We start from the raw sequence: 13,843 nt of genomic DNA, 5'->3' as shown, positions 1-13,843 counted from the left end.
GATGGGTTGAAGGAGTAATTCATATGTTCCGGGGGAGTAGGTGCCCGGGGTTTCGGGTGACGGATCTGACACGCTGCCGGCTGTTTGGCTCTCCCGGTCGTTCCCTCTGGCAGGATGGTCGTGATGAAGGTGCCGATTGACGGGCTGAAAGACAGGCTCACCGGGTACCTCCGCCGCAGGAAGGTCACTGACCTTCCCGGGGTGACGGCAGTGGCGAGAATCGATCGGCGGACCAAGAGGCTGACCAAGCGCCTCAGGGCCGGGGAAATCGCGATTATCGATCACGTTGACGTTGACCGGGTGAGCGCGGAGGCGCTTGTCGCGTGCGGCGCGGCGGGCGTCGTCAACGTCGCCTCCGGCATCAGCGGCCGCTATCCCAACCTGGGCCCGCAGATCATCGTCGACGCCGGGGTGCCGTTCGTCGACAACGCCACCCCCGAGCTGTTCGAGCGGATCAAGGACGGCGACCTGGTCAGGCTGCACGAAGGTGTCATCCACCTCGACGAGGAGGTGGTCGGCAAGGGCGACGTGCAGACGGCCGAGTCCGTCGAGGCCGCGATGAGCGAGGCGCGGGCCGGGCTCACGGTGCAGATCGAGGCGTTCGCGGCCAACACCATGGAGTACGTCCGCCGCGAGCGCGACCTCCTCATCGACGGGATCGGCGTTCCCGACGTCCGGACCGTCATGGAGGGCAGGCACGTCCTCATCGTGGTGCGCGGCTACCACTACAAGGAGGACATCGCCGCCCTCCGCCCCTACATCCGCGAGTACCGCCCCGTCATGATCGGCGTGGACGGCGGCGCGGACGCGCTCCTGGAGGCCGGATACCTGCCCGACATCATCGTCGGGGACTTCGACTCCGTCTCCACCAAGGCGCTCACCACCGGCGCCGAGCTGGTCGTGCACGCCTACCGCGACGGCAGGGCGCCGGGCCTGGAGCGGGTCCAGCAGCTGGGCCGCACCGCGGTGCTCTTCCCGGCGATCGGCACCAGCGAGGACATCGCGATGCTGCTCGCCGACGACAAGGGCGCCGATCTCATCGTCGCCGTCGGCACCCACGCGACCCTGGTGGAGTTCCTCGACAAGGGCCGCTCGGGCATGGCCAGCACCTTCCTCACCCGCCTGCGGGTGGGCAGCAAGCTCGTCGACGCGAAAGGCGTCAGCCGGCTCTACCGCAGCCGGATCTCCACACCGTCCCTGCTCCTGCTCGTCGCCACCACGCTGATCACCATGGGGGTGGCGATCGTCGTCTCCCCGGTGGGCAAGATCTGGCTGGACAGCATGCGCGACGTCTGGAGCGGCTTCATCTTCTGGTTGGTCGGACTCTTCTCGTGATCGATTTCCGCTATCACCTCGTCTCCATCGTCGCGATCTTCCTCGCGCTGTCGGTGGGCATCGTGCTGGGCACCACCCTGCTCGAAGACCCCGTCATCAAGGCGAGCGAGCTGGCCGTCAACCAGTTCCGCGAGGGCAACAACGAGCTTCGCGACCAGGTCGAGGCCCTGCAGAAGCGCGAGGCCGCCAACGACGCCTTCGTGGCCGCCGACACCCCCCGGCTGGTCCGGGACGCCCTCGCCGGCGAGAAGATCGTGATCGTCGAGGCCGCGGGCAGCACGGCGAGCGTGCGCGAGGCGGCGCAGCAGGTGATCGAGGAGGCGGGCGCGACCGTGACCGGCCGGATCACCCTCACCGACCGCTACACCGATCCCGCCCAGGCGGGCTTCATCGACAAGCTGGCCGTCGGAGCCAAGGCCCCCGAGACCGTCTTCTCCGTCGAGGACACGGCGTACGACAAGGCGGCCGAGGTGCTGGCCGGCGCGATCCTGACCAGTGACGCCAGCCAGGTGGGCGAGGAGCACCCGGCGGGGGCCGGCATCCTCGACGCCTTCCAGCGCGGCGGCCTGCTCACCGTCACCGGCGAGCCCGCCAAGCGCGCGGAGGTGGCCCTGGTGATCGCCCCCGCGGAGGCGTACACCGGGGAGACCGCGGGCGAGCAGGCGGGCGCGCTCGTGACGCTGGCGGTCGGCCTGGACGACGCGGGCCAGGGCACCGTGCTGGCCGGCACGCAGACCTCCGCCGCGACCGGCGGGGCCATCGCCGCGCTCCGCGAGGACGCGGCCCTCACCGAGAAGGTCTCCAGCGTCGACACCGCCGATATGCCCGCGGGACGGGTCGTGGTGGTCTACGCTCTCCGAGAGCAACTCACCGGGCTGGCCGGCCAGTACGGCATCGGCCCCGGCGTCTCCGGCATCGAGCCCAGCGCGACGCCGACCCCCACGGCCGCCCCCACGGCCGCCACGGCCACCTCCGGAGGATGACCCGATGGCTCGTCGCGCTTTTCCCCGCGCCCTCGTGGGCGCCCTCGCCGGCGCGTTCCTCGGCGCGGTCGCCGCGCGTGCCGCGTACGCCGCCTTCACCCGCAGGCCACCGGTCGGCGACGCGGAGACCTGGGCCCGGACGAACCACCGGGGCGAGCCGATCACCCTGCTGGAGGGCCCGGCGTTCGTCGCCGGTGCCGGGGCGGCCGCGGCCGTGATGCCCGGGCTGCCCGGCGGGGTCCGGGTGGCGGCGCTGCTGGCGGTGGCGGGCGGCGGCGGCCTCGGCGCCTACGACGACCTGTACGGCGCGACCTCGTCCAAGGGGTTCAAGGGGCACCTGAGCGCCCTGGCCAAGGGCGAGGTCACCAGCGGGGCCGTGAAGATCCTCGGCATCGGCGCGACCGGCCTGGCCGCCGCCGCCGTCACCTCCCGCAACCCTTTTGATGTCGTCGTCAACGGCGGGGTGATCGCCGGGAGCGCCAACCTGGCCAACCTCTTCGACCTGCGGCCGGGGCGCGCGATCAAGGTGGGCCTGCTCGCCGGCGCGCCCCTGCTCGCCGCGGGGCTGCTCAAGAAGGACCCCGTCCCGGCCGCCCTGGTCGCGCTCCCCATGGGGGCCGCCGCCGCGCTGCTGCCCGAGGACCTCGGCGAGCGGGCGATGCTCGGCGACGCGGGGGCCAACGCGCTGGGCGCGCTCCTCGGCCTGGCCGCCACCGTCACCCTGGGCCGTCCCGGACGGCTCGCCGTGCTCGGCACCGTGGTCGCGCTGACCGCGGCCTCGGAGAAGGTCAGCTTCACCAAGGTGATCGCGGGCAACCCCCTCCTGCACCGCGTCGACATGCTCGGACGTCGCCCTGTGGAGCAGGCACCCGCCCCCCGATGAGCACGAGGATCGCGCGGGGGGTCGCGGGAGCGGCACTCCTCATCGGAGTCGTGACCGTCCTGGCCAGGCTCGTCGGGTTCGGCCGCTATCTCGTCCAGTCGCAGAGCGTCGGCAACAGCTGCCTGGGCACCGCATACAACACCGCCAACTACGTGCCCAACATCGTCTTCGAGCTGGTCGCGGGCGGGGTGCTGGCCGGGATGGTGGTGCCGGTGCTCGCCTCGGCGGCCTCCAGGTCCGGCGACGACCCCGAGGCCAGGGCTGAGGCGAGCAGGACGACCTCGGCGCTGCTCACCTGGGCGATGCTCGTCCTGGTGCCGCTGACGCTGCTCATCGTCGCCTTCGCCGGGCCGATCGTCGCGCTGCTCATGGGCGATCCGCACGGATGCGACCTGGCCGGCGTCGTCGAGGCCGGCAGCGGCATGCTCGTCGTCTTCGCCCCTCGGATGATCTTCTTCGGGCTCGCCGTGGTGCTGTACGGGGTGCTCCAGGCCCACCGGCGGTTCATGGGCCCGGCCCTGGCGCCGCTGGTCTCCAGCCTGCTCATCGTCGCCTCCAACCTGCTGTTCGAGGCCGTCAACGAGGAGGCCGCCGGGGATCTGTCGAAGCTCAGCGGCGCCGGGCAGCTGTCGCTCTCCCTCGGCGCGACCGTCGCCGCCGCCGCGATGGTGCTCACCGTCGTCGGCCCGGTGTCCCGGCTCGGGCTCCGGCTGCGGCCCACGCTGACGTTCCCGCCGGGCGTCGCGGTCACGGCGCGCAGGCTCGCCACCGCGGGTCTCGCCGTGCTGGTCGCGCAGCAGGTCGCGCTGATCGTCGTCATCCGCCTGGCCAACGGCCTGGGCGGCGAGGGCGCGATCGCCGCCTACACCTATGCCTGGGCGCTGTACCAGCTGCCGTACGCGGTGCTCGTGGTGCCGATCGCCACCAGCTCGTTCCCGGTGCTGTCCACCCGGGCGGCCGAGGGGGACAGGCCGGGGTTCGACGCCCTGACCGCCTCCACCACCCGGGCCGTGCTGCTGGTGACGGGACTGGCGGCCGGGGTGATGGCGGCGGTCGCCGTACCGGTCTCGCGGGTGTTCCTCGACGGGACCGAGGGCGGAAACCCCGCCGAGATGGCCAGGGGCGTCGCGCTGTTCGCGCCGGGCCTGGTCGGGTACGCGCTCATGCTCCACCTGGCCCGCGTCCTGTACGCCTGCGGGCGGGGCCGGTCGGCGGCCGTCGCCTCGGTGACCGGCTGGGCCGTCGCGCTGGTGGCCCAGATCGTGCTCGCCAACACCGCGGGGGATCCGGCCCACGTGGTCGGGCGGATCGCGCTGGGCAGCACCGTCGGCATGACCGTCGGCGGGCTGCTCCTGGCCGTCGCGGTGTTCCGCGCCAGGGGGGCGGCCACGCTGGCGGGGACGCCGCGCACCCTCCTGGCCACCCTGGCGGGCGGCGCCGCGGCCTGGGGGGCGGGGCTGGCCCTGGTCGGCGCCTTCGGCGCGGTGTCCACATGGGCGTCCGTGGCGGTCGGGCTGGCCGCGGGCGTGGCCGGGGTGGCCGTGTTCGCGGCCGTGGCGGTGATGATCGACAGGGAGGACGCCCAGGCGCTGCTGGCAAGGCTTCGCCGGGGTCCCGCGAGGGAGGAGAGCCGTTCCGATGGCTGATCAGGGGACGCGCGTGGCGCTCGTGCTGGGCACGAGCGCGGGAGGGGTCGGCCGGCACGTGGCCATGCTGGCCGGGGGGCTGGTGCGCGGCGGCCACCGGGTGGTCGTGGCGGGCCCGCCGAGCACGGAGCGCGCCTTCGGCTTCGCCGCCCTCGGCGCCCGCTTCGCGCCCGTGCCGATCTCCGACCGGCCCCGCCCGCTCGACGACCTGCGGGCGATCTCGACGCTTCGGACGTTGCGCGGGGCGCACGCCGTGCACGCCCACGGGCTGCGGGCCGGTGCCCTGGCGGCGATCGCGCTGGCCGGGACCGGGACCGGCCTGGTGGTGACCCTGCACAACGCCGCCACCGCGGGCGGCGCCGTCGGTGCCGTTTACGCCCTTCTGGAACGGATCGTGGCCCGCCGCGCCGACCGGATCCTGGTCGTCTCCCCGGACCTGGGGGAGCGGATGGCCCGCCTGGGGGCCGGGCGGGTCGAGGCCGCCGTCGTTCCCGCGCCTTCGCTGCCCGCTTCGGGGCGCGATCCTGAGGACGTACGGCGAGAGCTGGGCACGGGTGACCGGGTGATCTTCCTGACGGTCGCGAGACTCGCCCAGCAGAAGGGGCTGGAGAGCCTGCTCGACGTCGCGAAGGCCCTGCGGGAGGCTCCCGGGGACGCGGGACCCGCCCCGGGCCCGGCCGACGCCGGGCCCGTGCGCGACCTGGGCCGGGGGCGGGCGCCCGAGGCGGTGTTCCTGGTGGCGGGGGACGGGCCGCTGCGGGGGGAGCTGCAGGGGCGGATCGACCGGGAGAACCTGCCGGTGCGGCTGCTCGGCGACCGCGCCGACGTGGGGGACCTGCTCGGGGTGGCCAGGGCGCTGGTGGTGCCGAGCCGCTGGGAGGGGCAGCCGCTCACCGTGCAGGAGGCCCTGCGGGCGGGCACGGCGGTCGTCGCCACCGCCGTGGGGGGCATCCCGGCGATGGTGGGCGAGGCCGGGCTGCTGGTGCCGTACGGGGACATCGCCGCGATGCGCGACGCGGTCGCGAGGGTGCTCACCGACGAGGGGTTCGCCGAGGAGCTGGCCGGGGCCGCGGCCCGGAGGGGGCGTGGGCTGCCGGGCGAGCGGGAGGCGCTCGAGGCGGTGCTCGCGGTTTACGACGGGCTTCCCCGAGCGGGTCGTACCGGGTCTTCCCGAGCGGTTTAGAACGGGTCTGCCCGAGGGCTCACGGCGGGTCCTCCCGGGCGGGTCCGCGGCGGGTCCTCCCGGGCGGGTCCGCCGGGCGTCCCTGAGCGGGTCCGCGGCGGGTTTTTCCGGGCGGGTCCGCTCCGGGTTCTCCCGAGCAGGTCAATGCCGGGTCCTCCCGAGCGGGTTCATGCCAGGTCCTCCGTGGTTGGTTCACGGCAGGTTTTCCGGGCGGGTTCCGGGGTTTCGGGAACAAGCGAGGGCGCCGTGATGTTGGATTAGGCGCCGCCATGCCGGACATCTATACTGGCGTGGTTAGGGGGGGAGTATCCCTTCGCGGCAGTCTCGTCATCACGGTGTTGTCTCGCTCCACGAGGCCCCCGGGGCTGTCGGTCCGCGTTGTCGACCCGCTTCATGTCGACCTGGGTTCACGCGGGCGGGAGAGACCTCCGGCAGTCTGTCGTGCGCGCCGCCGGAGGTTTATCAGTTGTGAATGTTCCTGTCTGGGTATGGTTCGCCGTCATCGGCGGGCTCCTGGTCGTCCTCGCCTTCGACCTCTGGATCGTCGATCGAGGCGAGGCGAAAGAGTTCTCCCTCAAGCAGGCCGGGTTCTGGGTCGGTTTCTACGTCACCCTCGCCGTGCTCTTCGGCATCGGGTTGTTGGTCGTCGCGGGTCCCACCCCCGCGGGCCAGTTCATCGCCGGGTATCTCACCGAGTACAGCCTGAGTATCGACAACCTCTTCGTTTTCTACATCATCATGACCCGCTTCGCGGTGCCGAAGGTGCACCAGCACAAGGTGCTGCTGATCGGCATCCTGATGGCCCTGGTCATGCGCGGCATCTTCATCGCGATCGGCGCCGCGGCGCTGGCCAACTTCGGCTGGCTGTTCTACGTCTTCGGCCTGTTCCTGATCTACACGGCCGTCCAGCTCGTCCGCCAGTTCGGCAAGGAGGAGCACCTCGAGGAGAACGCGGTGCTGCGCTGGGCGCGGCGGGTGCTGCCGCACACCGACGACTACGTGGGCTCCAAGATCACTGTCAAGGTCGACGGCAAGCGCCTGGTCACCCCGCTGCTGATCGTCATGATCGCCATCGGCACCACCGACCTGCTGTTCGCGCTCGACTCGATTCCGGCGATCTTCGGCCTGACCACCGACGCCTTCATCGTCTTCACCGCGAACGCGTTCGCCCTGATGGGCCTGCGCCAGCTGTACTTCCTGCTGGGCGGCCTGCTCCAGAAGCTGGTCTACCTGAGCTTCGGTCTTGCGTTCATCCTCGGTTTCATCGGGGTTAAGCTGATCCTTGAGGCTCTGCACTCCAGCGGCGTCTCCTGGGCCCCCGCGGTGCCGATCTGGTTGTCGCTGTCGGTCATCGTCGTCACGATGATCGTCACCACCGTGGTCAGCTTGATCAAGGTCCGGCGTGACAACCGCGCGGGCAAGGAAAACACCACCCCGGCGAGTGTCGAGCAGGGCTAGCGAATCGGCGTGTGAGGCGCTTTGCTTGTCTCATTGCGCCTTATAAGGGCTAAGAGATGGGTAACATCCTGCCCCAGAGCGGGTAGACATACCGGTCTAATGCCGCAAGACATCACAAAGGTTCCCTGTGTCCCACGATTCAGCAAGCCACATGCCAGGTCCGCTGGGCCTGGCACGTGGCGTCTCCCCGTGGTTGCTCCCGACCGTGGCCGCCGCCGCCGTGACCTCCCTGCTCAGCCGTCGCGACCGGCGCTGGGCGCTGGCGGCGGTCCCGCTGACCGCGCTCACCGGCGGGATGCTCTGGTTCTTCCGTGACCCAGATCGCACTCCGGGCACCGGGCGGATCCTGTCGCCCGCGGACGGCGTGGTGCAGAGCATCGACCCGTGGCCGGACGGCCGCACCCGGGTCGCGATCTTCATGAGCCCGCTCGACGTGCACGTCAACCGGGCGCCGCTGGCCGGTACGGTCACCTCGATGGAGCACGTGTCCGGGGGTTATCTGCCCGCGTTCAACAAGGACAGCGACACCAACGAGCGGGTCGTCTGGCACCTGGACACCGCGCTCGGCGACATCGAGCTGGTCCAGATCGCCGGCGCGGTCGCGCGCCGCATCGTGCCCTACGTGGCCGAGGGGGCGAAGGTCGCCAGGGCCGAGCGGATCGGCCTGATCAGGCTCGGCTCGCGGGTCGACGTCTACCTTCCCGAGGGGATCGCCCCGGCCGTCACGGTGGGCCAGAAGACGGTCGCGGGGGTGACGGGTCTTGACCACGGCTGACGCGAGCTGGCCGATGGACGAGACGGACGACGAGCCACGAGGACCCGTGGGCAAGGCGTTCCGCCTGTCGGCCGCGGACTCCCTCTCCCTCGGCAACGCCCTCTGCGGCTTCCTCGCGGTCTGCGTGCTCGCCTGGTCGGCCATCAGCGCGCTGCAGCAGGACAAGCCCTTCGCGGCCGACCCCAGGTTCTTCGGCACCGCCGTGGTGCTCCTGCTGATCGGCGCCACCTGCGACCTGTTCGACGGCCTGGTGGCCCGCAAGTTCCGGGCCTCGGCCATGGGCGCCGAGCTGGACAACCTCGCCGACGTGATCAGCTTCGGCTTCGCGCCGGCCTTCATGGTGGTCATCTGGGCGGGGTTCAACCAGCAGATCCCCTTCCTGCTGGTGATGGCCGCGGCGTCGTCGGTGCTGCTGGCCGGCGTCATCAGGCTCGCGCGGTTCGCCTGCGTGAAGACCAAGAGCGGCGACTTCATGGGGCTGCCCATCCCGATGGGCGCGATGACCGTGGTCTCGATCGTGCTGCTGTTCCCCCCGTCGATCTGGGCGGTCCTGCCCGTCTTCGGGGTGGCGTACCTCATGGTGAGCCGGATCGAGTACCCCAAGCCCAAGGGCAACCTGGCGGCCGCCGTGCTCGCCTGGATGATGATCAACGTCGCCTGCCTGACCATCTGGGTCGCCGGCCTGGCCGGCGGTGACACGCTGATCAAGGTCGGGGCCGTCATGCAGATGACGATCGTGGCGGCCATCCCGCTGCGGGTCCTGATGTTCAAGCGGGAGAAGCGCAAGGAGCAGCGCAAGGCGTCCGCCGGGGTCGGCTGACCGCCCGCGGCGCGCTCACGCCGGTTTCGTGAGGGCATGGCGAATGGTCGGGGATACGCCATGCCCGGACCCGTATCCGTCCCGGAATGCCCCGACCCGCTTCCCATGCCCGGCGCGGCTGCGTTCAATTGCCTCATGGCAACCGAGCCGCACGAGCACACGCGCACCTACTTCCTCGGCATGCTCGCCCGCGAGCTGGAGCTGAGAGGCATGAGCGTGACGCTCAAGCGGAGCCCGCCGTCGCTGCGGGTCAGCGATCCCGAGGCGGCGATGTTCAACGAGACCCTCGACTGCGTCCCGCTGGCCGAGGGCTGGTTCTACCGCTGGTCCTGGGGTGACCTGGTCGAGCGGGTGGAGGATCCGGCCAAGGCCGCGGACCGGATCCTCCGGGTCTTCGGCGGCTGACGCCCGGCCTTCACTCAGGAGCGGCGCCGCCCGGCGGGTGGTGTCACCAGCCGCGTTCGCGCCACTCGGGCAGCGAGGGGCGCTCGGCGCCGAGGGTGGTGTCCTTGCCGTGGCCCGGGTAGACCCAGGTGTCGTCCGGCAGCCGGTCGAAGATCCGCTCGGACACGTCGGTGAAGAGCTGGGTGAACCGTCCGGCGTCCTTGTTGGTGTTGCCGACGCCGCCGGGGAAGAGCGAGTCGCCGGTGAACAGGTGGCCCGGGTGGTACAGGGCGATCGAGCCTGGGGTGTGCCCGCGCAGGTGGATCACCTTCAGGCTGACCACGCCGACCGTGATCCCGTCGCCGTCCTCCACCTCCAGGTCCACCGGCACCGGCAGCGCCCCCGCGTCGAGCGGGTGGGCGATCACCGAGGCGCCGGTCGCCCTGGCGACCTCCTCCAGGGCCTGCCAGTGGTCGCCGTGCTGGTGGGTGGTGACGATCTTGCTGATCGGCCGGTCGCCGATGAGTTCGAGCAGCCGGTCGGGCTCGGCGGCGGCGTCGATGAGCACGCCGTCGCCGGTCTTGGCGCACCGGACCAGGTAGGCGTTGTTGTCGAACGGGCCCACGGCCAGCTTGGCGATCGTCAGGGCGGGCAGCTCGCGCAGGTCGGCGGGGCCGCCGACCTGAACATCACCGGTGTACGTCACGGATTCTCCTCGGACAAGGTCACGGCAGGGCGGGACGGTGCGCGTCCTGCCCTCGTGACCATCATCATTCCGCCCGGCGGGCGGTGCGGGGCATAAGGGGGGTGTTCACATCGTTGAAACCGTGGGCCACCTGCCAGGTCTGGGGGAAGGCCGTAGTCTGGAGAGGGCGGGAAAAGGACTCCGGACGCCGGTCCGGAAAATTGTCGGCCCCTCTCGCTAGTCTTCCCGCGACTGCTTCCAACCCTCTACCAACGACGTCGGGACTGCTGTGGCTGACCGCCTCATCGTGCGTGGTGCACGTGAACACAACCTCAAGGACGTCTCGCTGGACCTGCCGCGAGACTCTCTGATCGTCTTCACCGGACTGTCCGGCTCGGGCAAGTCCAGCCTGGCCTTCGACACGATCTTCGCCGAAGGTCAGCGTCGCTATGTCGAATCGCTGTCGGCGTACGCGCGGCAGTTCCTCGGGCAGATGGACAAGCCCGACGTCGACTTCATCGAGGGGCTCTCGCCCGCGGTGTCGATCGACCAGAAGTCGACGAGCCGCAACCCCCGTTCCACCGTCGGCACGATCACCGAGGTGTACGACTACCTGCGCCTGCTCTGGGCCCGGATCGGCAAGCCGCACTGCCCGCAGTGCGGGCGGGCGATCGCCAGGCAGAGCCCGGAGCAGATCGTCGACCGGGTCATGGAGCTTCAGGAGGGCACCCGCTTCCAGGTGCTCGCCCCGGTGGTCCGCGGCCGCAAGGGCGAGTACGCCGAGCTTTTCACCCAGCTCCAGGCCAAGGGCTTCGCCCGCGCCCGCGTCGACGGCACCGTGGTCCGGCTGGACGAGCCGCCGACGCTGAAGAAGCAGGAGAAGCACGACATCGAGGTGATCGTCGACCGCCTGTCCGTGAAGGAGGGCGCGAGCAGCCGCCTGACCGGCTCGGTCGAGACCGCCCTGGGCCTGTCGGGCGGGACGATCACCCTGGAGTTCGTCGACCTGCCCGAGGACGACCCGGGCCGCGAGCGCTTCTACTCCGAGCACCTCTACTGCCCCTACGACGACCTGTCGTTCGAGGAGCTGGAGCCCCGCTCGTTCTCGTTCAACTCGCCCTTCGGCGCCTGCCCGGAGTGCACGGGCCTGGGCGTCCGGATGGAGGTCGACCCCGACCTGGTCGTGCCCGACCCGGAGAGGCCACTGGGCGAGGGCGCCCTGTCCCCGTGGGCCGGCGGCCACACCAGCGACTACTTCGTACGCCTGGTCGAGGCGCTCGGCCTGACCATGGGGTTCGGTCTCGACACCCCCTGGGAGCGGCTCCCCAAGAAGGCGCAGAAGGCCCTGCTGCACGGCCACGACGAGCAGGTCCACGTCCGCTACAGCAACCGCTACGGCCGCCAGCGCTCCTACTACACCACCTTCGAGGGGGTCATCCCCTGGGTGCAGCGCCGCCACGGCGAGTCCGACAGCGACGGCATGCGCGAGAAGTTCGAAGGCTACATGCGGGAGATCCCGTGCCCGGCCTGCAAGGGGGCCAGGCTCAAGCCGGTCTCGCTGGCCGTCACGGTCGACGACCGCTCGATCGCCGAGGTCTCGTCGATGTCGATCGGCGACTGCGCGACGTTCCTGGCGGGGCTGAAGCTGTCCGACCGCGACATGCACATCGCCGAGCGGGTGGTCAAGGAGATCAACGCCCGGATGGGCTTCCTGCTCGACGTGGGTCTCGACTACCTGACCATGGACCGGGCCTCCGGCACCCTCGCGGGCGGCGAGGCGCAGCGCATCCGGCTCGCCACCCAGATCGGCTCGGGCCTGGTCGGGGTGCTGTACGTGCTGGACGAGCCCTCCATCGGCCTGCACCAGCGCGACAACCAGCGGCTGCTGGAGACCCTGATCAGGCTGCGTGACATGGGCAACACGCTCATCGTGGTCGAGCACGACGAGGACACCATCGCCGCCGCCGACTGGGTGGTCGACATCGGCCCCGGGGCAGGCGAGCACGGCGGCCAGGTCGTCGTCTCGGGCACCGTGGCCGACCTGCTGGCCTCGGAAGACTCGATGACCGGCGCCTACCTGTCCGGCCGCAAGTCGATCGCGATCCCCGCCGCCCGCCGCAAGCGCGACAAGAAGCGGCAGATCACCGTGAAGGGCGCCCGCGAGCACAACCTCAAGGGCGTCGACGTGGAGTTCCCGCTGGGGGTGCTGACCGCGGTCACCGGCGTCTCGGGGTCGGGCAAGTCCACCCTGGTCAACGACATCCTCTACAACGCGCTGGCCAAGGAGCTGAACGGGGCGCGCACCGTCCCCGGCCGCCACGCGCGGGTCAACGGGATGGACCTGGTCGACAAGGTCGTGCACGTCGACCAGTCGGCGATCGGCCGCACGCCCCGGTCCAACCCGGCGACCTACACCGGGGTCTTCGACAAGGTCCGCGACCTGTTCGCGCAGACCACCGAGGCCAAGGTCCGCGGCTACCAGAAGGGCCGGTTCAGCTTCAACGTCAAGGGCGGCCGGTGCGAGGCCTGCTCGGGAGACGGCACCCTCAAGATCGAGATGAACTTCCTGCCGGACGTCTACGTGCCCTGCGAGGTCTGCCACGGGGCGCGCTACAACCGGGAGACCCTGGAGGTCCACTACAAGGGCAAGACGATCTCCGAGGTGCTCGACATGCCGATCGAGGAGGCTCTCGACTTCTTCGACTCCATCCCGGCCATCAAGCGCTACCTGAAGACGCTCAACGACGTCGGCCTGGGCTACGTCAGGCTCGGCCAGCCCGCCACGACCCTGTCCGGCGGCGAGGCCCAGCGCGTCAAGCTCGCCTCCGAGCTGCAGCGCCGCTCCACCGGCCGGACGATCTACGTGCTCGACGAGCCAACCACCGGCCTGCACTTCGAGGACATCCGCAGGCTGCTGGGCGTCCTGGGCAAGCTCGTCGACGGGGGTAACACGGTCATCGTCATCGAGCACAACCTCGATGTGATCAAGACCGCCGACTGGCTGATCGACATGGGTCCCGAGGGCGGCTCCCGCGGCGGCAGCGTGCTCGCCGTCGGCACCCCCGAGGAGGTCGCCCTGATCGACGAGAGCCACACCGGCCGCTTCCTGCGCAAGATCCTCGGCAGCTGAGGGCCGGATCCGGAGGCGGGCCGCCGCGTCACTACCCTTGACGCGGCAGCCCGCCTCCGGCGGGGACGACATTGCGAGAAGGGCCGCGATGAGCACGCGCAGGCAGGTGATCGCCGCCGCGGGGGCCGTGGCGTGCGGGGCGGCGCTGGCGGGGTGCGGGGGCGGGGAGCCCGCCCCCGCCATCGTGCCGCCGGGGATCAAGGGGAAGGTCATCGCGCGGACCGCGGACATCCCGGTCGGCGGCGGCAAGGTGATCACCAAGTGGAAGATCGTGATCACCCAGCCGTCCTCGGGGATGTTCAGGGCGTTCTCGGCGAGCTGCCCGCACCGGGGGTGCGCGGTCGGAAGGGTCGGGGACGGCGTCATCCACTGCCCCTGTCACGGCAGCGAGTTCGCCGCCGACTCCGGCAAATGCCTCAAGGGCCCGGCGGAGGCGCCGCTGGTCCAGTACGCGCTGAAGGTCGAGGGCGACGGCATCATCATGGTCTGACCCCCTCCGGGCGGGCGTGGACCCCCGGCCGGGGCGTCTGGGGCCGGAGCCCGCGGTGGGGGTTTCCAGAG

At 71.1% G+C, this 13,843-nt stretch carries 12 protein-coding genes; 11 read left to right on the top strand and 1 reads right to left on the bottom strand.

The annotated features are described in order from the left end of the window. Positions 1–123 precede the first annotated feature (123 nt). The 9 genes from steA (at position 124) to AC5L38_RS35585 (ending at position 9,488) form a co-directional block, all read left to right on the top strand. The gene (gene steA, locus AC5L38_RS35625) at positions 124–1,335 is read left to right on the top strand and encodes a putative cytokinetic ring protein SteA (protein ID WP_495247203.1); all 1,212 of its coding nucleotides are present in this window, start codon (positions 124–126) and stop codon (positions 1,333–1,335) included. Beyond that, complete coding sequence (locus AC5L38_RS35620) at positions 1,332–2,318, top strand: copper transporter (RefSeq protein WP_495247202.1); 987 nt, start codon at positions 1,332–1,334, stop codon at positions 2,316–2,318. The genes steA and AC5L38_RS35620 overlap by 4 nt, the downstream gene beginning before the upstream one ends. 4 nt (positions 2,319–2,322) lie before the next feature. Continuing rightward, complete coding sequence (locus AC5L38_RS35615) at positions 2,323–3,201, top strand: hypothetical protein (RefSeq protein WP_495247201.1); 879 nt, start codon at positions 2,323–2,325, stop codon at positions 3,199–3,201. Further along, positions 3,198–4,847 (top strand): murein biosynthesis integral membrane protein MurJ, encoded by a 1,650-nt coding sequence (gene murJ, locus AC5L38_RS35610; RefSeq protein ID WP_495247200.1) that lies wholly within the window; start codon positions 3,198–3,200, stop codon positions 4,845–4,847. Before AC5L38_RS35615 ends, murJ begins: the two co-directional genes overlap by 4 nt. Further along, positions 4,840–6,030, top strand: coding sequence for a glycosyltransferase family 4 protein (locus AC5L38_RS35605; RefSeq protein ID WP_495247199.1), 1,191 nt, complete (start codon positions 4,840–4,842; stop codon positions 6,028–6,030). The genes murJ and AC5L38_RS35605 overlap by 8 nt, the downstream gene beginning before the upstream one ends. Before the next feature lie 468 nt (positions 6,031–6,498). Next, complete coding sequence (locus tag AC5L38_RS35600; protein WP_495247198.1) at positions 6,499–7,488, top strand: TerC family protein; 990 nt, start codon at positions 6,499–6,501, stop codon at positions 7,486–7,488. Positions 7,489–7,615: 127 nt separating this feature from the next. Continuing rightward, positions 7,616–8,263 (top strand): phosphatidylserine decarboxylase, encoded by a 648-nt coding sequence (locus tag AC5L38_RS35595; RefSeq protein WP_495247197.1) that lies wholly within the window; start codon positions 7,616–7,618, stop codon positions 8,261–8,263. After that, on the top strand, positions 8,250–9,083 hold the full coding sequence (pssA, locus tag AC5L38_RS35590) for a CDP-diacylglycerol--serine O-phosphatidyltransferase (RefSeq protein WP_495247196.1): 834 nt from the start codon (positions 8,250–8,252) through the stop codon (positions 9,081–9,083). Before AC5L38_RS35595 ends, pssA begins: the two co-directional genes overlap by 14 nt. Before the next feature lie 135 nt (positions 9,084–9,218). Further along, positions 9,219–9,488 (top strand): hypothetical protein, encoded by a 270-nt coding sequence (locus tag AC5L38_RS35585; protein ID WP_495247195.1) that lies wholly within the window; start codon positions 9,219–9,221, stop codon positions 9,486–9,488. Between the two features lie 43 nt (positions 9,489–9,531). Here AC5L38_RS35585 and AC5L38_RS35580 read toward each other — a convergent pair whose 3' ends face one another. Then, positions 9,532–10,173, bottom strand: coding sequence for an MBL fold metallo-hydrolase (locus tag AC5L38_RS35580; protein ID WP_495247194.1), 642 nt, complete (start codon positions 10,171–10,173; stop codon positions 9,532–9,534). A gap of 268 nt (positions 10,174–10,441) precedes the next feature. Between AC5L38_RS35580 and uvrA the strand changes: the two genes are divergently transcribed. After that, positions 10,442–13,282, top strand: a complete 2,841-nt coding sequence (gene uvrA / locus AC5L38_RS35575; RefSeq protein ID WP_495247193.1) for an excinuclease ABC subunit UvrA — start codon at positions 10,442–10,444, stop codon at positions 13,280–13,282. 88 nt (positions 13,283–13,370) lie between these two features. Then, positions 13,371–13,772 carry a Rieske (2Fe-2S) protein gene (locus AC5L38_RS35570; protein WP_495247192.1) on the top strand — a complete coding sequence of 134 codons (402 nt, stop codon included), beginning with the start codon at positions 13,371–13,373 and terminating at the stop codon, positions 13,770–13,772. Positions 13,773–13,843 lie beyond the last annotated feature (71 nt).

Source organism: Streptosporangium nanhuense (assembly GCF_059358815.1).
The sequence above is the reverse complement of the archived record's forward strand: the minus strand, read 5'-3'. Positions and strand labels throughout refer to the sequence as shown.

Excerpts from the sequence above, each read along its gene's own strand:
- steA (WP_495247203.1), top strand. The coding sequence starts at position 124 with ATGAAGGTGCCGATTGACGGGCTGAAAGACAGGCTCACCGGGTACCTC.
- AC5L38_RS35585 (WP_495247195.1), top strand. The coding sequence starts at position 9,219 with ATGGCAACCGAGCCGCACGAGCACACGCGCACCTACTTCCTCGGCATG.
- AC5L38_RS35570 (WP_495247192.1), top strand. The coding sequence starts at position 13,371 with ATGAGCACGCGCAGGCAGGTGATCGCCGCCGCGGGGGCCGTGGCGTGC.
- murJ (WP_495247200.1), top strand. The coding sequence starts at position 3,198 with ATGAGCACGAGGATCGCGCGGGGGGTCGCGGGAGCGGCACTCCTCATC.
- AC5L38_RS35615 (WP_495247201.1), top strand. The coding sequence starts at position 2,323 with ATGGCTCGTCGCGCTTTTCCCCGCGCCCTCGTGGGCGCCCTCGCCGGC.
- AC5L38_RS35605 (WP_495247199.1), top strand. The coding sequence starts at position 4,840 with ATGGCTGATCAGGGGACGCGCGTGGCGCTCGTGCTGGGCACGAGCGCG.